19 protein-coding genes are annotated in these 19,812 nt (G+C 41.9%); 17 read left to right on the forward strand and 2 right to left on the reverse strand.

Annotated elements, in window-relative coordinates:
• Positions 1–2: 2 nt before the first annotated feature.
• From D8862_RS07845 to D8862_RS07925, 16 genes are all read left to right on the forward strand, one after another.
• On the forward strand, positions 3–1,667 hold the full coding sequence (locus D8862_RS07845) for a DAK2 domain-containing protein (protein WP_125449808.1): 1,665 nt from the start codon (positions 3–5) through the stop codon (positions 1,665–1,667).
• Between the two features lie 124 nt (positions 1,668–1,791).
• Entirely contained in the window at positions 1,792–1,998 is a 207-nt protein-coding gene (locus tag D8862_RS07850) for a hypothetical protein (RefSeq protein WP_125449810.1), read from the forward strand.
• Positions 1,995–2,189: a hypothetical protein gene (locus D8862_RS07855; RefSeq protein WP_125449812.1), complete on the forward strand. Its 195-nt coding sequence runs from the start codon at positions 1,995–1,997 to the stop codon at positions 2,187–2,189. Before D8862_RS07850 ends, D8862_RS07855 begins: the two co-directional genes overlap by 4 nt.
• Positions 2,176–3,051 carry an ABC transporter ATP-binding protein gene (locus D8862_RS07860; RefSeq protein WP_125449814.1) on the forward strand — a complete coding sequence of 292 codons (876 nt, stop codon included), beginning with the start codon at positions 2,176–2,178 and terminating at the stop codon, positions 3,049–3,051. Before D8862_RS07855 ends, D8862_RS07860 begins: the two co-directional genes overlap by 14 nt.
• A gap of 12 nt (positions 3,052–3,063) precedes the next feature.
• A complete protein-coding gene (locus tag D8862_RS07865; RefSeq protein ID WP_125449816.1) occupies positions 3,064–3,798 on the forward strand; it encodes an ABC transporter permease in 735 nt (244 codons plus the stop codon).
• A gap of 4 nt (positions 3,799–3,802) precedes the next feature.
• The gene (locus tag D8862_RS07870; protein ID WP_125449818.1) at positions 3,803–4,900 is read left to right on the forward strand and encodes a sensor histidine kinase; all 1,098 of its coding nucleotides are present in this window, start codon (positions 3,803–3,805) and stop codon (positions 4,898–4,900) included.
• Position 4,901: 1 nt separating this feature from the next.
• Entirely contained in the window at positions 4,902–5,501 is a 600-nt protein-coding gene (locus D8862_RS07875; protein WP_125449820.1) for a response regulator transcription factor, read from the forward strand.
• A gap of 318 nt (positions 5,502–5,819) precedes the next feature.
• Entirely contained in the window at positions 5,820–6,233 is a 414-nt protein-coding gene (gene rpsL, locus D8862_RS07885; RefSeq protein ID WP_001142332.1) for a 30S ribosomal protein S12, read from the forward strand.
• A gap of 19 nt (positions 6,234–6,252) precedes the next feature.
• A complete protein-coding gene (rpsG, locus tag D8862_RS07890; protein ID WP_125449822.1) occupies positions 6,253–6,723 on the forward strand; it encodes a 30S ribosomal protein S7 in 471 nt (156 codons plus the stop codon).
• A 395-nt stretch (positions 6,724–7,118) separates the two neighbouring features.
• Complete coding sequence (fusA, locus tag D8862_RS07895) at positions 7,119–9,200, forward strand: elongation factor G (protein WP_125449824.1); 2,082 nt, start codon at positions 7,119–7,121, stop codon at positions 9,198–9,200.
• A gap of 264 nt (positions 9,201–9,464) precedes the next feature.
• Positions 9,465–11,165 (forward strand): acetolactate synthase large subunit, encoded by a 1,701-nt coding sequence (locus D8862_RS07900; RefSeq protein WP_125449826.1) that lies wholly within the window; start codon positions 9,465–9,467, stop codon positions 11,163–11,165.
• A complete protein-coding gene (gene ilvN, locus D8862_RS07905; RefSeq protein ID WP_125398613.1) occupies positions 11,158–11,634 on the forward strand; it encodes an acetolactate synthase small subunit in 477 nt (158 codons plus the stop codon). Before D8862_RS07900 ends, ilvN begins: the two co-directional genes overlap by 8 nt.
• 65 nt (positions 11,635–11,699) lie before the next feature.
• Positions 11,700–12,722: a ketol-acid reductoisomerase gene (gene ilvC / locus D8862_RS07910; protein ID WP_049487445.1), complete on the forward strand. Its 1,023-nt coding sequence runs from the start codon at positions 11,700–11,702 to the stop codon at positions 12,720–12,722.
• 78 nt (positions 12,723–12,800) lie between these two features.
• Positions 12,801–14,051 carry a threonine ammonia-lyase IlvA gene (ilvA, locus tag D8862_RS07915; protein WP_125449828.1) on the forward strand — a complete coding sequence of 417 codons (1,251 nt, stop codon included), beginning with the start codon at positions 12,801–12,803 and terminating at the stop codon, positions 14,049–14,051.
• Positions 14,052–14,128: 77 nt separating this feature from the next.
• Positions 14,129–15,025 carry an SPFH domain-containing protein gene (locus D8862_RS07920; protein WP_084974060.1) on the forward strand — a complete coding sequence of 299 codons (897 nt, stop codon included), beginning with the start codon at positions 14,129–14,131 and terminating at the stop codon, positions 15,023–15,025.
• A 103-nt stretch (positions 15,026–15,128) separates the two neighbouring features.
• Positions 15,129–15,344, forward strand: coding sequence for a capsule biosynthesis transcriptional regulator (locus D8862_RS07925; protein WP_001130035.1), 216 nt, complete (start codon positions 15,129–15,131; stop codon positions 15,342–15,344).
• 94 nt (positions 15,345–15,438) lie between these two features.
• Here D8862_RS07925 and D8862_RS07930 read toward each other — a convergent pair whose 3' ends face one another.
• Both D8862_RS07930 and D8862_RS07935 read right to left on the reverse strand, forming a co-directional pair.
• Complete coding sequence (locus tag D8862_RS07930; protein WP_061407990.1) at positions 15,439–16,179, reverse strand: amino acid ABC transporter ATP-binding protein; 741 nt, start codon at positions 16,177–16,179, stop codon at positions 15,439–15,441.
• Positions 16,179–17,741 carry an ABC transporter substrate-binding protein/permease gene (locus tag D8862_RS07935; RefSeq protein WP_125449830.1) on the reverse strand — a complete coding sequence of 521 codons (1,563 nt, stop codon included), beginning with the start codon at positions 17,739–17,741 and terminating at the stop codon, positions 16,179–16,181. The genes D8862_RS07930 and D8862_RS07935 overlap by 1 nt, the downstream gene beginning before the upstream one ends.
• A 133-nt stretch (positions 17,742–17,874) precedes the next feature.
• Between D8862_RS07935 and D8862_RS07940 the strand changes: the two genes are divergently transcribed.
• Positions 17,875–19,764 (forward strand): DUF2207 domain-containing protein, encoded by a 1,890-nt coding sequence (locus D8862_RS07940; RefSeq protein ID WP_125449832.1) that lies wholly within the window; start codon positions 17,875–17,877, stop codon positions 19,762–19,764.
• Positions 19,765–19,812: the final 48 nt, after the last annotated feature.

Here is a 19,812-nt window from a genome sequence, read left to right on the forward strand (position 1 = left end):
TCGTGTCAAAAATTACTACCAGCTTATTTCAAGAAATGGTGCAGGCTGCATCAACTCGTTTGAATAAGCAAGCAGAATATGTCAATTCATTAAACGTCTTTCCAGTTCCAGATGGAGATACTGGGACAAACATGGGAATGACCATCGAGAATGGTGCCAAAGAAGTAGCAGACAAGCCAGCTTCTACAGTTGGAGAAGTGGCGAGCATTCTTGCTAAGGGGCTCTTGATGGGTGCGCGTGGAAACTCAGGAGTTATCACATCTCAACTTTTCCGTGGCTTCTCCCAAGCTATCAAAGATAAAGACGAGTTAACAGGTCAAGATTTGGCCCTTGCTTTCCAATCTGGTGTCGAAGTAGCTTATAAAGCAGTTATGAAACCAGTCGAAGGAACTATTTTGACAGTTTCTCGTGGTGCGGCCATTGGGGCCAAGAAAAAAGCCGAGGAGACAGATGATGCTGTTGAGGTCATGCGAGCAGCCTTGGAAGGTGCTAAGAGAGCTCTAGCTAAGACTCCTGATATGCTCCCAGTCTTGAAAGAGGTTGGTGTCGTGGACTCTGGTGGTCAAGGTTTGGTCTTCATCTACGAAGGTTTCCTTTCAGCACTCACTGGTGAATACAGTGCTTCAGAAGACTTTGTAGCGACCCCTGCCAACATGAGTGAAATGATCAATGCAGAGCACCATAAGTCTGTAGCAGGGCATGTGGCAACTGAGGATATTACCTTCGGTTACTGTACGGAGATCATGGTTGCTCTCAAACAAGGTCCAACTTATTCTAAGGACTTTGACTATGATGAATTCCGTAACTACTTGAATGAACTTGGAGACTCGCTCCTTGTTGTCAACGATGATGAGATTGTCAAAGTTCACGTCCATACAGAAGATCCAGGTCTTGTCATGCAAGAAGGCCTTAAATATGGTAGCTTGGTCAAGGTTAAAGTAGATAACATGCGCAACCAACACGAAGCTCAAGTAGAAAAAGAAGCGCAAGTCAGCAAGCCAGCTGAAGAAAAGGAATATGCCCTTATCGCAGTAGTAGCAGGTCAAGGCTTGGCAGATATCTTCCGTGCCCAAGGTGTGGATTATGTCATTGAAGGTGGTCAAACCATGAATCCTTCAACAGAGGACTTTATCAAGGCTGTTGAGCAAGTCAATGCTCGCAACATCATCTTCTTGCCAAACAACAAAAATATCTTCATGGCAGCTCAATCTGCCACAGAGGTATTGGAACAACCAGCTGTTGTGGTAGAAGCTCGTACTCTTCCTCAAGGATTGACGAGTCTGCTTGCCTTTGACCCAAGCAAATCAATCGAAGAAAACAAAGAACGTATGACTGCAGCCCTCGGTGATGTCATCAGCGGTAGTGTAACGACTGCCGTTCGCGACACAACTATCGATGGCTTGGAAATTCATGAAAATGACAATCTTGGTATGGTAGATGGCAAAATCCTTGTGTCAAACCCTGACATGCACCAAACCTTGACTGAAACTTTGAAGCATATGCTAGACGAAGACAGTGAAATCGTGACTTTCTATGTCGGTGAAGACGGAAGTGAAGAACTTGCCAATGAAATTGCTCAAGAAATCGCAGAAGAATTTGAAGATGTCGAAGTTGAGATTCACCAAGGTCAACAACCTGTATATCCATATCTTTTCAGTGTGGAATAAAAATTTAATCGATTAAAAAGAAAGTTGATTTTTCAACTTTCTTTTTTTATGACATTTGTCATATTTCCTAGTGACAGAAGCATCTAGCTCCGCTAACTTCAAAGGACTATAATTGAAGTATGAAATGGAGGAAGAAGAAATGAAAAATAAAATGATTGTCGCAGTGAGTTTAGTAGCAGCAGGAGTTATGACCTATCTCATGTTTTCAGGATTGGACGAGGGCTTCTATCATTTTCCTTGGGAGCTATTTGCTTGCTTTGGAATGCTGTCTTGGCTCGTCAGAGAAGGTTTGAAATTAGTCAGAGATGTGAAAAAGGAGTTTGAGGAATGAAAAAGGCAATCATCTATTTCTTTATCGGCCTGTCACTCTTGGTATGGTTAGTGGAAATGTTTACTGGTTGGTTTGACCAAACCTTGCTTCGCCAATTTATTCGTGGTGCTTGGGGGGTTGGATTTATGATTTTCATTGTTTTCCCTATGGGAATGAAGTGGTTGAAAGGAGAATCTCATGACTGTGATTAAAGTTGAGAAATTGAGTAAGAAAATAAAAGACAAGGAGATCTTGCGAAACATCTCTTTTGAAATCAACGATGGTGAATGTGTCGCCTTGATCGGACCTAACGGAGCAGGGAAGACAACCTTGATTGATTGCCTCTTGGGCGACAAGTTCATGAGCTCAGGTCAGATAGGCATTCAAGGCTTTGCGCCAACAGATCCTCGATTAAAGAAGCTTGTTTCTGTCTTGCCTCAAGAAAATGCAGTTGTTCAAAGCTTGAAGGTGAAAGAACTTCTATCATTTTTCAAGTCACTTTATCCCGACAGCCTTTCAGACAAAGAAATTGATGATCTGTTAAGATTTTCGGACAAGCAAAAAAATCAGCTAGCGGGCAAGTTATCTGGTGGGCAAAAACGTTTGTTCTCTTTCGTGTTGACTTTAATAGGTCGTCCGAAAATTCTATTTTTAGATGAGCCGACTGCTGCCATGGATACCTCGACACGTCAGCATTTTTGGGAGATTGTCGATCGGTTGAAGAAAAATGGTGTCACCATTGTCTATTCTTCTCACTATATCGAAGAGGTAGAACATACGGCTGACCGCATTTTGGTGCTCCATAAGGGAGAATTGATTCGCGATACGACGCCTTATGCTATGCGTGGTGAAGAACAAGAAAAACACTTTACCGTGCCTCTAACCTATCAGGATTTTGTCAATACCCTGACTATAGTTCAAGAGCTTGAAATCAAGCAAAATGCTCTTTCCTTCACCACCAAAGAAGCCAGCCAAGTATGGAAAGCCTTGCAAGAACAGGGCTGCACGATCGAAGAAATTGAAGTTCGTAATCGAACTCTCTTAGACAGTATTTTCGAAACGACTCAAGACTAAAGGAGATTGACGATGAAAAATATGACAAGTCTCATGAAAGTGGAACTCATTTTGATGAAACGGCAAGCCGTCTACTACTTGCTTTCCATCGGACTTCCAAGTATGTTTTACCTTATATTCTCTGGTATGATGTCAGGGTCAGATATTCCAGAAATCGTTCTTCAAGCCTATCTTTTTGCCATGACTCTCTTTAGTATCATGTCAAGCGCCTTTTTCAGTATCCCTAGCACACTCGAATCCGACAAGACAAACAACTGGCAAAAATTGATCCAACATTCTCCTGTATCTATGGTAGAATATTATGTATCAAAACTGTTCAGTACTCTGCTAACTTTCTTGTTATCAATTATAGTTGTCTTTTCGGTTGGTCATTTTGTCCGTGGAGTTACGCTACCTTGGCTTGACTGGTTGGTAATAGGTGCTATTTTGCTGGTCGGAAGCGTGGTCTTTATCAGCATGGGTGTCTTGGTGAGCTTGCTTCCCAGTGCTCAACTGATGACGGTTATTGGAAATATTGCCTATATTGCTTTGGCTGTTCTAGGCGGACTATGGTTCCCTTTGAGTTCCTTCCCAGAATGGCTCCAATCCATTGGAAAACTGACTCCAACCTATCAACTGATGCAGGTCGTCTCTACTTATATGGAGCACCACGAGTTTAACGTTCTTGCTTCCTTGGTTGTACTAGGCTATACGGTTTTCTTTGGTGTCTTGGTAATCCAACTGAAAAAACGGATCGAGGTAAAATAAATCTATGTTGGAAAAATTAAAAAACACTCATTATATGTTTCATATTTCAACAGTGTTTATCATCTTTCCTATAGCGGGTGTCATCAGTGGAGAATACCCGCCTTTGACCTTGTTCTGGACATTATTATTTGTCCTAGCCTTTTATTCGATTTTATTAAGTCAAAACCGTACTGTGCAGTGGCTGGCTTGGTGGGTCATGATTGCCTACATTTTTTATACATCGGTTTGGCTGAATTCGGGTTTCACATGGTTTATCTTTTATTTATCCAATCTCCTTATTTATGAGCTGGATGAGATTTCTTTTCACTCTTGGCGCTTTGTCAGTTTTGCTGTCCTCCAACCATTGATTCTGACCGGAATCTATATGGTCAATCATGTTAGTCCTTGGCAACTCCTCTTTTTCTTGTTGACCTTTGTCTTTTCTGATGCCTTTACCTTTGGTCTCTATCGAATTCGAGTGTCAGAGGAAATAAAAGAAGAAAAGAGAAAGCAAAATGCTAAGCTCAATCTTTTCTTGGCTGAAAATGAACGCAGTCGTATCGGGCAGGATCTCCATGACAGCCTAGGTCATACCTTTGCTATGCTGAGTGTGAAGACGGACCTTGCCCTCCAGCTACTTCAAATGCAAGCCTATCCTCAAGTGGAAAAAGAATTAAAAGAAATTCATCAGATCAGTAAAGAATCCATGAATGAAGTTCGTACAATTATCGAAAATCTTAAATCCAGAACCCTTGTTTCTGAATTTACGACTGTTAAAAAAATGCTGGAAATTGCAGGAATTGAAACAGAAATCAATCACCAACTAGATACAGCTAGCCTAACTCAGGAATTAGAATCAACGGCCTCCATGATTTTACTTGAATTAGTGACCAACATCATCAAACATGCCAAAGCGTCGAAAGCCTACTTAAAATTAGAACGAACTGAGAAGGAACTCATTCTAACAGTGAGAGATGATGGCTGTGGCTTTGCTTCTCTAAAAGGGGATGAACTTCATACAGTCCGCGATCGTGTCCTTCCATTTTCTGGAGAAGTAAAGGTGATCAGTCAGAAACATCCGACGGAAGTGCAGGTTCGGCTACCTTATAAGGAGAGAAACTAAGATGAAACTACTTGTTGCAGAAGATCAAAGTATGTTGCGAGATGCTATGTGCCAGTTGCTTACCTTTCAACCAGATGTAGATTCTGTCCTACAAGCCAAGGATGGCCAAGAAGCAATCCAACTTTTAGAAAAAGAGTCTGTCGATATCGCCATTCTTGACGTAGAAATGCCTGTTAAGACAGGCCTCGAAGTCTTGGAGTGGATACGAGCAGAAAAGCCAGAAACAAAGGTGGTTGTGGTGACGACCTTCAAACGCCCTGGCTATTTTGAACGCGCGATTAAGGCTGGAGTGGATGCATATGTCTTGAAAGAAAGAAGCATTGCAGACCTCATGCAAACCTTGCATACTGTCCTCGAAGGGCACAAGGAGTATTCGCCTGAATTGATGGAAGTGGTGATGACGCATCCTAATCCATTGACAGAACAAGAGATTGCTGTCTTAAAGGGAATTGCTCAGGGCTTGTCTAACCAAGAAATCGCAGATCAGCTTTATCTATCAAATGGAACCGTCCGAAACTATGTTACCAATATTCTTTCGAAACTAGATGCTGGTAATCGAACAGAGGCAGCCAACATTGCAACAGAATCTGGTTGGCTTTGATAAGAAGGGTTAAAAAATTCCAAAACAATAGCTTGAGTTGAAAGAAATCCATACTAAAATGTAGGAGGTAAATCGCCTCCTTTTTTTGGTTTAGAAAAGCTGTTAGAACTAGTGTCAAAGAGTTAAAAGATCAGAATAAAAATGAAAAATATCTTGACAATGAAGGAAAAATTGTGTTACAATAATAGACGGTACTTTTTACTTTTGGTCTCTCAAAAGTGTACAGGGACGTGCTGACAAATGTTGCAAAAGTACACACAGATGGTAGCTGTCACCAAGTGTATCATCACCAAAAATAAAAAAAACAGGAGAATGTAGATGCCTACAATTAACCAATTGGTTCGCAAACCGCGTAAATCAAAAGTAGAAAAATCTAAATCACCAGCTTTGAACGTTGGTTACAACAGTCATAAAAAAGTTCAAACAAATGTTTCTTCACCACAAAAACGTGGTGTTGCAACTCGTGTTGGAACAATGACACCTAAAAAACCTAACTCTGCCCTTCGTAAATTCGCTCGTGTACGTTTGAGCAACCTTATCGAAGTTACTGCCTACATCCCAGGTATCGGACACAACTTGCAAGAGCACAGCGTGGTGCTTCTTCGTGGTGGACGTGTAAAAGACCTTCCAGGGGTACGTTACCATATCGTCCGTGGTGCACTTGATACTGCAGGTGTTAACGATCGTAAACAAGGCCGTTCTAAATACGGTACTAAACGTCCAAAAGCATAAGGAAAGGGGATAAAGAGAAATGAGTCGTAAAAATAGAGCTCCAAAACGTGATGTATTGCCAGATCCGCTTTACAATTCACAACTAGTTACTCGTCTTATCAACCGCGTTATGCTTGATGGTAAACGTGGTACAGCTGCTTCAATCGTTTACGGTGCTTTTGAGCAAATCAAAGAAGCTACTGGCAACGATGCACTTGAAGTATTTGAAACAGCTATGGAAAACATCATGCCTGTACTTGAAGTACGTGCACGTCGTGTTGGTGGATCTAACTACCAAGTCCCAGTTGAAGTTCGTCCAGAACGTCGTATAACACTTGGACTTCGTTGGTTGGTAACAATCGCTCGCCTTCGTGGTGAACACACAATGCAAGATCGTCTTGCAAAAGAAATCTTGGACGCTGCTAACAACACTGGTGCAGCAGTTAAGAAACGTGAAGACACTCACCGTATGGCTGAAGCTAACCGTGCCTTCGCACACTTCCGTTGGTAAGATAGGATGCGAAAGCGTTAAGAAAGTCCCAGAGAAAATAGGGAATCGAAGCAGGTTGCGATTGCAACCAATGAGATTCATCTTTTTCTCCAGACTTTTAGCTTGAGCTCAACTAAATCATGATGCTAGGAACGGTAAGGATGCACAGTGAAAATAGGAAACTGACGCAGTATTCGATGAATACAAGGAAGTTTATCTTTTTCACCCCGCATCCCGTTCTGGCTCAAATAATGAGACCAAGAGCTTTTAGCCCGAGTTCAATTCAACTTACCAGCTCGTAAGTTGAAACCAACAAAAACAAGATAAACATTGAGAACGGGTAGGTCCTGCCTATCCGTTTTTTCTAAATAATGTTATAATAGATTGTAAAATAAAAAATAGGAGAAACTAACCTCATGGCACGCGAATTTTCACTTGAAAAAACTCGTAATATCGGTATCATGGCTCACGTCGATGCCGGTAAAACAACAACTACTGAGCGTATTCTTTACTACACTGGTAAAATCCACAAAATCGGTGAAACTCACGAAGGTGCGTCACAAATGGACTGGATGGAGCAAGAGCAAGAACGTGGTATCACTATCACATCTGCTGCGACAACAGCTCAATGGAATAACCACCGCGTAAACATCATCGACACACCAGGACACGTGGACTTCACAATCGAAGTACAACGTTCTCTTCGTGTATTGGATGGTGCAGTTACCGTTCTTGACTCACAATCAGGTGTTGAGCCTCAAACTGAAACAGTTTGGCGTCAAGCAACTGAGTACGGAGTTCCACGTATCGTATTTGCCAACAAAATGGACAAAATCGGTGCTGACTTCCTTTACTCAGTAAGCACACTTCACGACCGTCTTCAAGCAAACGCACACCCAATCCAATTGCCAATCGGTGCTGAAGATGACTTCCGTGGTATCATCGACTTGATCAAGATGAAAGCTGAAATCTATACTAACGACCTTGGTACAGATATCCTTGAAGAAGATATTCCAGCTGAATACCTTGACCAAGCTCAAGAATACCGTGAAAAATTGATCGAAGCAGTTGCTGAAACTGATGAAGAATTGATGATGAAATACCTCGAAGGTGAAGAAATCACTAACGAAGAATTGAAAGCTGGTATCCGTAAAGCGACTATCAACGTTGAATTCTTCCCAGTATTGTGTGGTTCTGCCTTCAAGAACAAGGGTGTTCAATTGATGCTTGATGCGGTTATCGACTACCTTCCAAGCCCACTTGACATCCCAGCAATCAAAGGTATCAACCCAGATACAGACGAAGAAGAAACTCGTCCAGCATCTGACGACGAGCCATTTGCAGCTCTTGCCTTCAAGATCATGACTGACCCATTCGTAGGTCGTTTGACATTCTTCCGTGTTTACTCAGGTGTTCTTCAATCAGGTTCATACGTATTGAACACTTCTAAAGGTAAACGTGAACGTATCGGACGTATCCTTCAAATGCACGCTAACAGCCGTCAAGAAATTGACACTGTTTACTCAGGTGATATCGCTGCTGCCGTTGGTTTGAAAGATACTACAACTGGTGACTCATTGACAGATGAAAAAGCTAAAATCATCCTTGAGTCAATCAACGTTCCAGAACCAGTTATCCAATTGATGGTTGAGCCAAAATCTAAAGCTGACCAAGACAAGATGGGTATTGCCCTTCAAAAATTGGCTGAAGAAGATCCAACATTCCGCGTTGAAACAAACGTTGAAACTGGTGAAACAGTTATCTCAGGTATGGGTGAACTTCACCTTGACGTCCTTGTCGATCGTATGCGTCGTGAGTTCAAGGTTGAAGCGAACGTAGGTGCTCCTCAAGTATCTTACCGTGAAACATTCCGCGCTTCTACTCAAGCACGTGGATTCTTCAAACGTCAGTCTGGTGGTAAAGGTCAATTCGGTGATGTATGGATTGAATTTACTCCAAACGAAGAAGGAAAAGGATTCGAATTCGAAAACGCAATCGTCGGTGGTGTGGTTCCTCGTGAATTCATCCCAGCGGTTGAAAAAGGTTTGGTAGAATCTATGGCTAACGGTGTTCTTGCAGGTTACCCAATGGTTGACGTTAAAGCTAAGCTTTACGATGGTTCATACCACGATGTCGACTCATCTGAAACTGCCTTCAAGATCGCGGCTTCACTTGCTCTTAAAGAAGCTGCTAAGACTGCACAACCAGCTATCCTTGAGCCAATGATGCTTGTAACCATCACTGTTCCTGAAGAAAACCTTGGTGATGTTATGGGTCACGTAACTGCTCGTCGTGGACGTGTAGATGGTATGGAAGCTCACGGTAACAGCCAAATCGTTCGTGCTTACGTTCCACTTGCTGAAATGTTCGGTTACGCAACTGTTCTTCGTTCTGCATCTCAAGGACGTGGTACATTCATGATGGTATTTGACCACTACGAAGATGTACCTAAGTCAGTACAAGAAGAAATCATTAAGAAAAACAAAGGTGAAGAATAATCCATCTTCGCTATAGAAAGAAGTCACTATGGTGGCTTCTTTTTTATGTTCTATATCAAAGAAGGTTAGAAAAACATGCTCTAAATTAAATTTGGAAGTAATAAAATCGTTCAATTCCCTATTCATATTTATAAAAATAGGAAAAACATTCATAAAAACACGCTTAGATAGAAAATTCAGAAAATTGCTTCTTTTGTCTTGAAAATTTTTGAAAAAATGGTATGATAGTAACAAGCTATTTTTAAGAGAAGAGAAAGGGGAACAATGGAGAAAATCAGTTTAGACGCTCCTAAGACGGGGTCGGACCTAGTTTTGGAAACCCTCCGTGATTTAGGGATTGATACTATATTTGGTTATCCTGGTGGTGCAGTCTTACCTTTGTATGATGCTATATACAACTTTAAAGGCATTCGCCACATCTTAGGACGCCATGAGCAAGGGTGTTTGCACGAAGCTGAAGGTTATGCCAAATCAACTGGAAAGTTGGGTGTCGCAGTCGTCACAAGTGGACCAGGAGCAACAAATGCCATTACAGGGATTGCGGATGCCATGAGCGATAGCGTTCCCCTTTTGGTCTTTACGGGTCAGGTGGCGCGAGCTGGGATTGGGAAAGATGCCTTTCAGGAGGCAGATATTGTCGGCATTACAATGCCCATTACCAAGTACAATTACCAAGTCCGTGAGACAGCTGACATTCCTCGTATCATTACGGAAGCTGTCCATATCGCGACCACAGGTCGTCCAGGTCCAGTTGTAATTGACTTGCCAAAGGATGTATCTGCCTTAGAGACGGACTTCATCTATTCACCAGAGGTAAATTTACCGAGTTATCAACCGACGATAGAACCGAACGACATGCAAATCAAGAAAATCTTGAAGCAATTGTCCAAGGCTAAGAAACCTGTTTTGTTGGCAGGTGGTGGTATCAGCTATGCAGAAGCTTCTAAAGAACTGAATGAATTTGCTGAACGCTATCAAATTCCAGTTGTGACCAGTCTTTTGGGGCAAGGAACGATTGCGACAAGTCATCCACTCTTCCTTGGTATGGGAGGCATGCACGGTTCTTTCGCAGCCAACATTGCCATGACCGAAGCGGACTTTATGATTAGTATTGGTTGCCGTTTCGATGACCGCCTGACTGGTAATCCTAAGACCTTTGCTAAGAATGCCAAGGTTGCTCATATCGACATTGACCCAGCAGAGATTGGCAAGATTATTAATGCAGATATTCCAGTGGTTGGGGATGCTAAGAAAGCCTTGCAGATGCTACTGGCAGAACCAACTGTTCATAATAATACTGAAAAGTGGATTGACAAAGTCACTAAGGACAAGAACCGCGTTCGTTCTTATGATAAGAAAGAACGTGTGGTTCAACCGCAGGCAGTCATTGAACGCATCGGTGAGTTGACGAATGGGGATGCTATTGTCGTTACTGACGTTGGCCAACACCAAATGTGGACAGCCCAGTATTATCCATATCAGAATGAACGTCAATTGGTCACATCTGGTGGCTTGGGGACCATGGGATTCGGAGTTCCTGCAGCTATTGGAGCCAAGATTGCAAATCCAGAAAAAGAAGTCATCCTTTTTGTCGGTGATGGTGGCTTCCAAATGACCAACCAAGAACTAGCTATCCTAAACATCTACAAGGTGCCGATTAAGGTTGTCATGTTGAATAACCACTCCCTAGGAATGGTTCGTCAGTGGCAGGAATCCTTCTATGAAGGTAGAACGTCAGAGTCAGTGTTTGATACTCTTCCTGACTTCCAGCTGATGGCACAGGCTTACGGCATCAAAAACTACAAGTTTGATAATCCAGAGACGATAGAGAAGGATCTAGAATCCATTCTGGAGGATGTGCCGATGTTTATCGAGGTGGATATTTCTCGTAAGGAACAGGTTTTACCAATGGTACCAGCTGGGAAGAGCAATCATGAGATGTTGGGGGTGAAGTTCCATGCGTAGAATGTTAACGGCAAAACTACAAAATCGTTCAGGAGTCCTCAATCGCTTTACAGGTGTCCTTTCTCGTCGTCAGGTCAACATTGAGAGTATCTCAGTTGGTGCGACAGAGAATCCTGATGTATCAAGGATTACCATCATTATTGATGTGGCTTCACATGATGAGGTCGAGCAAATCATCAAGCAACTCAACCGTCAGATCGATGTGATTCGCATTCGGGATATTACAGATAAACCACACTTGGAAAGAGAAGTTATCTTGGTGAAGGTGTCTGCGCCTGCTGAAAAGCGTGCAGAAATCTTGGCTATTATTCAACCTTTCCGTGCAACGGTGGTGGATGTGGCTCCAAGCTCGATTACGATCCAGATGACTGGGAATGCTGAAAAGAGTGAGGCACTCTTGCGAGTAATCCGTCCTTATGGAATTAGAAATATTGCTCGAACAGGTGCAACTGGATTTACCCGTGATTAAAAATCCAACTTAAATTTGTTAAACCAGCCTAAAAGGCAATAAATAATAGAAAAGAGAGAAAAACTATGGCAGTTCAAATGGAATACGAAAAAGATGTAAAAGTAGCAGCGCTTGACGGTAAAAAAATCGCTGTTATCGGTTATGGTTCACAAGGACATGCGCATGCGCAAAACTTGCGTGATTCAGGTCGTGATGTCATTATCGGTGTACGTCCAGGTAAATCTTTTGACAAAGCAAAAGAAGATGGATTTGACACTTACACAGTAGCAGAAGCCACTAAATTGGCTGATGTCATCATGATTTTGGCACCAGACGAAATCCAACAAGAATTGTACGAAGCAGAAATCGCTCCAAACTTGGAAGCTGGGAATGCAGTTGGATTTGCCCATGGTTTCAACATTCACTTTGAATTTATCAAAGTACCTGCAGATGTGGATGTCTTCATGTGTGCCCCTAAAGGACCAGGACACTTGGTACGTCGTACTTACGAAGAAGGTTTTGGTGTTCCAGCTCTTTATGCAGTCTACCAAGACGCTACAGGAAATGCTAAAAACATTGCTATGGACTGGTGTAAAGGTGTTGGAGCAGCTCGTGTTGGTTTGCTTGAAACAACTTACAAAGAAGAAACAGAAGAAGATTTGTTTGGTGAACAAGCTGTACTTTGTGGCGGTTTGACTGCCCTTATCGAAGCAGGTTTTGAAGTCTTGACAGAAGCAGGCTATGCCCCAGAATTGGCTTACTTTGAAGTTCTTCATGAAATGAAATTGATCGTTGACTTGATCTATGAAGGTGGATTCAAGAAAATGCGTCAATCAATTTCAAACACTGCTGAGTACGGTGACTATGTATCAGGTTCACGTGTCATTACTGAGCAAGTTAAAGAAAACATGAAAGCTGTCTTGGCAGACATCCAAAATGGTAAATTTGCAAATGACTTTGTAAATGACTATAAGGCTGGTCGTCCAAAACTCACTGCTTACCGTGAACAAGCAGCTAATCTTGAAATTGAAAAAGTTGGTGCAGAACTACGTAAAGCAATGCCATTCGTTGGTAAAAACGACGACGACGCATTCAAAATCTACAACTAATTCTTAGAATAAAAACAGAAGGCGAGTTGGGGGGTACCTAACTCGCTTTTTACCTTGTAAAGTATTTGAGGAGGAGACATGCTAAGTGCAAAAGATGTGGTGAAAGCCCACAAAGTTTTAAGTGGTGTAGTAGTCAATACACCACTGGAATATGATCATTATTTATCAGAAAAGTATGGAGCTAAGATTTATCTGAAAAAGGAAAATGCGCAACGAGTTCGCTCTTTTAAAATTCGTGGAGCTTATTATGCCATTTCTCAGTTAACGAAAGATGAACGTGAGCGTGGTGTAGTCTGTGCATCAGCGGGGAATCACGCTCAAGGTGTCGCTTACACTTGTAAGGAGATGAAGATTCCTGCAACAATTTTTATGCCTATTACAACACCGCAACAAAAGATTGGGCAGGTTCGCTTTTTCGGTGGAGAGTTCGTGACAATCAAGTTGGTTGGGGATACCTTTGATGCTTCTGCTAAGGCAGCACAAGAATTCACCGTTTCAGAAAATAGAACCTTTATTGATCCTTTTGATGATGTCCATGTTCAAGCTGGTCAAGGGACTGTAGCCTATGAAATTCTTGAAGAAGCCCGTAAAGAGTCTATTGATTTTGATACAGTACTAGTTCCGGTAGGTGGTGGCGGACTGATTGCAGGGGTTTCAACTTACATCAAAGAAACCAATCCCGCTATCGAAGTGATTGGGGTAGAAGCCAATGGAGCTCGCTCTATGAAAGCTGCCTTTGAGGCTGGAGGACCAGTTAAACTCAAAGAAATTGATAAGTTCGCTGATGGGATAGCTGTACAGAAAGTCGGACAGTTGACCTATGAAGCGACGCGAAAGAATGTTGAAACGTTGATTGGGGTAGATGAGGGATTGATTTCTGAGACCTTGATTGATCTTTATTCTAAGCAAGGAATTGTCGCCGAACCCGCTGGAGCGGCCAGCATTGCAGCCTTGGAAGTCCTATCAGACTATATCAAAGGCAAGACAGTTTGCTGCATCATTTCTGGGGGAAATAACGATATTAACCGTATGCCAGAAATGGAAGAACGTGCCTTGATTTACGATGGCATCAAGCATTACTTTGTAGTCAATTTCCCACAACGTCCAGGGGCTCTTCGTGAGTTTGTAAATGACATCTTGGGACCGTATGATGACATCACTCGTTTTGAGTATATCAAACGGGCCAGCAAGGGGACAGGGCCGGTCTTGATTGGGATTGCTCTCGCTGATAAGCATGATTATGCTGGCTTGATTCATCGGATGGAAAAGTTTGACCCGTCTTATATCAATCTGAACGGAAATGAAACTTTGTATAATATGCTAGTCTAAAATAAATTTGCTATCATATTATTTGCCAATTTCCTATAATGATGCTATAATGATGGTGACGAAAGGGGGAGATTCCCATGGTTTTACATGTTTTACTTGTTCTCTTTATTCTAGTGCTGATTGCATCGGCGATTATTGTCAGCTCTGTATATGTTGTAAGGCAACAGTCTGTCGCTATTATCGAGCGTTTTGGTAAATACCAAAAGTTGAGTAATAGTGGTATTCATGTACGAGCACCTTTTGGAATTGATAGAATTGCGGCCAGGGTGCAGTTGCGTCTATTGCAAAGTGAGATCGTCGTGGAAACAAAAACACAAGATAATGTATTTGTGACCATGAATGTGGCGACTCAGTATCGAGTGAATGAAAACAATGTCACAGATGCTTACTATAAACTAATGAGACCAGAAGCTCAAATCAAATCCTATATTGAGGATGCCTTGCGTTCGTCTGTACCGAAATTGACCTTGGATGAGCTCTTTGAGAAAAAAGATGAAATCGCATTAGAAGTTCAAAAACAAGTAGCAGAAGAAATGTCTACATATGGTTACATCATTGTAAAAACACTGATTACGAAGGTTGAGCCTGACGCTGAAGTTAAACAATCAATGAATGAAATCAACGCTGCCCAACGTAAGAGAGTTGCTGCGCAAGAACTTGCAGAAGCAGATAAGATTAAAATCGTGACAGCGGCAGAAGCAGAGGCAGAAAAAGATCGCCTACACGGGGTAGGGATTGCAGAACAGCGTAAGGCTATTGTTGACGGACTTGCTGATTCTATTCAAGAATTAAAAGGAGCCAATGTTGAACTCACGGAAGCCCAGATTATGTCCATTCTATTAACAAATCAGTATTTGGATACTTTGAATAATTTCGCAGACAATAAGGGCAATAACACCATCTTCCTACCAGCAAATCCTGATGGAGTTGAAGATATACGAACAAGCATATTATCAGCTTTAAAAGCTAAGTAATAACAATTTATTATTTGTTTTCAATAAGTAGATGTTTTTTTGTGGATAATCCTAAAAGAATGGATATATTTCAGTATCGTAAAGAACAAAATAGGAGAAGAACATGGCTAAATCAAACTTTGAAAAAGTAGAATCAGTTGTTGGCTGGGTTCGTGATAAGAAAATCACAGGTTACCGTATCTCTAAGGAAACAAATGCACGTGAAATGTCAATCATTGCTTTGGCACAGGGTCGTGCAAAAGTGAAAAATATTTCATTTGAAACAGCCCTAGGTTTGATTGATTTTTATGACAAGAATCATGAAAAATTTGAAGATTGAACTAGGCTTACAGGCAGATTCTTAAAATGGATCTGCCTTTTGTTTTGCAAAGGGTTAGTAAAAAGACTACATAATTTTATGCAGTCTTTGTTTGTTATTTGAGATAGCGCTGAAGAAACTCTCGCGTTCGTTCTTCTTTAGGGTTCGTGAAGAGGTCTTCTGGTTTGCCTTCTTCAGCAATGACGCCCTTATCCATAAAGATAACACGGTGTGAGACATCGCGGGCGAACTCCATTTCGTGGGTGACGACGATCATAGTCAGGCCTTCTTGAGCCAGGTCTTGCATGATTTTAAGGACTTCACCGACCATTTCTGGATCCAGAGCAGATGTTGGTTCGTCGAAAAGGATAGCGTCAGGATTCATGGAGAGGGCACGAGCAATGGCTACACGTTGCTTTTGTCCACCAGAGAGTTGTTTTGGTTTGGCTTGCCAATAGCGTTCTCCCATGCCGACTTTTTCAAGATTTTCTTTAGCAATTTTTTCAGCTTCAGAGCGTTCTCTTTTGAGGACAGTCGTTTGGGCGACAATAGTATTTTCGAGAACATCGAGGTTTTCAAAGAGATTAAAGGATTGAAAAACCATACCGAGTTTTTCACGATAGTGAGTAAGGTCATAGCCTTTTGCAAGGACGTTTTCTCCTCGGTAGAGAATTTCTCCCTCAGTAGGTGTTTCAAGTAGGTTGATAGAACGTAGGAAGGTTGATTTTCCGCTTCCTGAGCTCCCGATGATGGAGATAACCTCTCCTTTGTGGACTGATAGAGAGATGTCTTTTAGGACTTCATTTTGTCCATAGGATTTTTTGAGGTGTTTAATTTCAAGAATAGGTTGACTCATTATTTCAAGTCCTCCGTTTGCATTTGATTAGCACCTGTAGTGTAGGTATCCATGTCCATACGTCTTTCGATGAAGCGTAGAATACGGGTCACTGTGAAGGTGAGGGCAAAGTAAATCACGGCAATGATTGTAAATGTCTGGAAGTATTGATAAGTTTGGGTGGCCACAGTATTACCAGAGAAGTAGAGTTCTACCACAGAGATAACATTCAGAACAGAGGTATCTTTGATATTGATGACAAACTCATTACCAGTAGCAGGTAAGATATTGCGAACGACCTGAGGTAGGACAACCTTACGCATGGTCTGATTATGGGTCATACCAAGAGCAGTTGCGGCTTCAAACTGTCCCTTATCAACTGCTAGGATACCTCCACGGACGATTTCTGTCATATAGGCACCAGTGTTGATTGAAACGATGAAGATGGCTGCAAGTGTACGATCGAGATTGATTCCAAAGGCTTGTGCTGTACCGTAGTAGATAACCATAGATTGAACGATCATTGGTGTACCACGGAAAATTTCAATATAGACATTGAGGATCCAGCCAAGCAGTTTTTGCAAGCCATAGATGGCCTTGTTTTCAGATAGTGGAGCAGTACGGAAGACTCCGATTGCAAGCCCGATAATAAGTCCTGCGATGGTCCCGATAATGGAGATCAAGAGTGTGATACCAGCACCACGCAAGAGTTGTTGCCAGTTTTCAGAAAGAATTTTAGCGACTTGACTAAAGAAGCTGCTTTCTTCCTCCGTTGTTGTCGCCTCCACTGGTTGCTCTTTAATCATCCGATCCATGAGAGCTACTTGTTCGTCCTTAGAAATGGTTTCGATGCTGGCATTGATTTGGCTGATGCGGCTGTCATCTTTACGAAGTCCAATGGCAATAGCTGTATCTTCTTCGCCAGTTTTGAAACCTGGTTGAGGTTGAATCATTTTGAACTTAGCGTTGGCAGACTCAGCGGTCAGTGCTTCAGGTCGTTCTGAAACATAGGCATCGATGACACCTGCTTCAAGTGCTTGGCGCATCTGAGCAAAATCCCCCATGGCTGTTTCTTTCTTGGCACCAGGGATTTGGGAAATCAGGTCATAAAGGTAAACGCCTTGTTGAGACGTGATTTTTGCTCCGCTAAAGTCGTTTAAAGATTTGGCGTTGGCATAGACAGAGTCCTTTTTGACCAATAGAACAGGTTCACTAGTATAGTAACTGCTTGAAAAGGCAATTTCTTGTTTGCGTTCAGCCGTTGGGCTCATACCTGCAATAATCATATCGATTTTGCCAGAAGTAAGAGCAGGAACAAGTCCTTCCCACTTGGTTTTCACGACCAAAGGTTCCTTACCTAGATCTTTGGCAATCTTTTTAGCGATTTGGACATCGTAGCCATTGGCATATTGGTTGGTACCGTCAATTTTGACGGCGCCGTTACTATCATCGTCTTGTGTCCAGTTGAAGGGGGCGTAAGCTGCCTCCATCCCGATGCGTAAATATTCGTCAGCTTGGACCTGGCTAACTAGTCCCAGTGTAAGGGCTAGGCTAGCAAGGATAGATAAGCATAATTTTTTCATGTTTTCTCCTATTTCTAGTCTAAAAATGACTTCTCTCTATTGTATCGAAAAATAGTGAGATTTTCAATACAAGTAAGCCTTTACTTATAAAAAATGATATAATGATAGCAAAGATAAAAAGGGGGATTGTGTTGTGAAAAAGACTTTTTTCGTGCTTTTATTTAGCTTGTTTTGTATTTTACCACTCTCTGTTTTTGCGGTTGATTTCAAGATTCGCTCTTATCAAGGTGATTTGTATATTCATGCAGATAATACAGCAGAATTTAGGGAGAAAGTAGTCTATCATTTTGATGAGGATTTTAATGGACAACTAGTAGGACTTGGCCGTGCTGGTAAGATGCCAAAGGGCTTTGAAATAGATTCCAGTCCGAAGATTCAGGTATGGAAAAATGCTAGTGCCATTGAGAATGTCAATAGTGAAGTGATAGAAGAATCGGAAGGTTATACTGTAAAAGTGTATAATCCAGGCCAAGAAGGGGATACCGTTGAAGTGGTAATCACATGGCAACTAAAAAACCTCCTATTTCTATATGATGATATCGCGGAACTTAATTGGCAGCCCCTGACGGATAGTTCAGAACCTATCGAAAATTTTGAGTTTCGAGTAACGGGCTTTAATGGAGCAGAAAAATTGTTCTTTCATACAGGGAAACTCTTTACAGAGGGCAAGGTAGAAAAGATAGATGGTGATTATCGTGTTCATTTACAGAACCTACCTCGTCAGCGTGGGGTTGAATTGCATGCCTATTGGCCTAGAAAAGATTTTGGAACAGCTTTGGATCAGGGATTGAAGGGCAATCGTTTAGCAGAATTTGAGAAAATAGAGGAATCCATTACTGCTGAAAAAGCTCAGAGCAAAGCTCTGGTTATGTGGATTATCCCTTTGCTACTCTCGCTTTCCTTAGCCTTTAGTGTTATTTTCTACTGCATTTACAGAAGAAAAACCTCCCCATCGAAGAAATATGCTAAAAATCACCGCCTCTATGAACCGCCAATGGACTTAGAACCGATGGTTTTATCGGAAGCTGTTTACTCCACTTCTTTAGAGGAAGTCAGTCCCTTGACCAAGGGAGGAGGGAAATTCACCTTTGACCAACTCGTTCAGGCAACTTTATTGGATGTGATCGACCGTGGAAATGTTTCAATCATCTCAAATGGAGATGAGGTCCGTTTAAAAGTCGTAAAAGAAAAAGGATTGGCAAGTTTTGAAAAAGATTGCCTTAATTTGGCCTTTTCAGGAAGAGAAGAAGTGCTTGTTTCAGATTTGTTTGCAGATTACCAAGTGTCAACTAGCCTTTACCAAGGTGCAAAAGCAGCTGATGAAAAACGGATTCAGAAAACGGGACGTAAGCTTAAGTCGTCTTTTGAGCAAGCTCTGAAGCAGATGCAGGATGGAGTGAGAAAGCGGGTTTCCTCTTTGCAACTTCCAGATTACTATCGTCCACTGAGTAATGGAGAAAAAATCTTGCGATTGACGATAGGTGTCTCTACGCTTCTACCTGCTTTCGTTGGTTTTGGCTGGTTCTTGTATAGTTTGGATGCTCACGGGTATCTTTCCCTGCCACTTCCTATCCTTGGGTTTGTGAGCTTGATGTTAGCTGCCGTCTATTATTGGACGACCCGATTTGATACTCGTGATGGTGTTTTAAACGAAGAAGGGCTAGAAGCATACTATCTCTGGACTAGTTTTGAAAACATGCTTCGCGATATCGCTCACCTAGACAAGGCCGAATTAGAGAGTATTGTTCTTTGGAATCGCCTCCTTGTCTATGCTACTTTATTTGGTTATGCGGACAAGGTGAGCCATTTGATGAAATCTTATCAGATTCAAGTTGAGAATCCAGATATCAATCTTTACGTAGCTTATGGCTGGCACAGTATGTTTTATCATTCAACTGCTCAAATGAGCCACTATGCTAGTATTGCAAACACAGCAAGTACCTACTCTGTATCTTCTGGAAGTGGTTCGTCTGGTGGCGGATTCTCAGGAGGCGGAGGCGGTGGAAGCATCGGCGCCTTCTAGAAAAAATCTATCGCAACATCCGAAATTATGCTATAATAGAGGACAGAA

It is taken from the genome of Streptococcus oralis (assembly GCF_003942585.1).
Classification (GTDB): Bacteria; Bacillota; Bacilli; order Lactobacillales; family Streptococcaceae; genus Streptococcus; species Streptococcus oralis_BE.

Bases quoted from the DNA above. Each gene is read 5' to 3' on its own strand.
- D8862_RS07850 (WP_125449810.1), top strand. From the start codon at position 1,792: ATGGAGGAAGAAGAAATGAAAAATAAAATGATTGTCGCAGTGAGTTTA.
- D8862_RS07855 (WP_125449812.1), top strand. From the start codon at position 1,995: ATGAAAAAGGCAATCATCTATTTCTTTATCGGCCTGTCACTCTTGGTA.
- D8862_RS07860 (WP_125449814.1), top strand. From the start codon at position 2,176: ATGACTGTGATTAAAGTTGAGAAATTGAGTAAGAAAATAAAAGACAAG.
- D8862_RS07865 (WP_125449816.1), top strand. From the start codon at position 3,064: ATGAAAAATATGACAAGTCTCATGAAAGTGGAACTCATTTTGATGAAA.
- D8862_RS07870 (WP_125449818.1), top strand. From the start codon at position 3,803: ATGTTGGAAAAATTAAAAAACACTCATTATATGTTTCATATTTCAACA.
- D8862_RS07875 (WP_125449820.1), top strand. From the start codon at position 4,902: ATGAAACTACTTGTTGCAGAAGATCAAAGTATGTTGCGAGATGCTATG.
- rpsL (WP_001142332.1), top strand. From the start codon at position 5,820: ATGCCTACAATTAACCAATTGGTTCGCAAACCGCGTAAATCAAAAGTA.
- rpsG (WP_125449822.1), top strand. From the start codon at position 6,253: ATGAGTCGTAAAAATAGAGCTCCAAAACGTGATGTATTGCCAGATCCG.
- fusA (WP_125449824.1), top strand. From the start codon at position 7,119: ATGGCACGCGAATTTTCACTTGAAAAAACTCGTAATATCGGTATCATG.
- D8862_RS07900 (WP_125449826.1), top strand. From the start codon at position 9,465: ATGGAGAAAATCAGTTTAGACGCTCCTAAGACGGGGTCGGACCTAGTT.
- ilvN (WP_125398613.1), top strand. From the start codon at position 11,158: ATGCGTAGAATGTTAACGGCAAAACTACAAAATCGTTCAGGAGTCCTC.
- ilvC (WP_049487445.1), top strand. From the start codon at position 11,700: ATGGCAGTTCAAATGGAATACGAAAAAGATGTAAAAGTAGCAGCGCTT.
- ilvA (WP_125449828.1), top strand. From the start codon at position 12,801: ATGCTAAGTGCAAAAGATGTGGTGAAAGCCCACAAAGTTTTAAGTGGT.
- D8862_RS07920 (WP_084974060.1), top strand. From the start codon at position 14,129: ATGGTTTTACATGTTTTACTTGTTCTCTTTATTCTAGTGCTGATTGCA.
- D8862_RS07925 (WP_001130035.1), top strand. From the start codon at position 15,129: ATGGCTAAATCAAACTTTGAAAAAGTAGAATCAGTTGTTGGCTGGGTT.
- D8862_RS07930 (WP_061407990.1), bottom strand. From the start codon at position 16,179: ATGAGTCAACCTATTCTTGAAATTAAACACCTCAAAAAATCCTATGGA.
- D8862_RS07935 (WP_125449830.1), bottom strand. From the start codon at position 17,741: ATGAAAAAATTATGCTTATCTATCCTTGCTAGCCTAGCCCTTACACTG.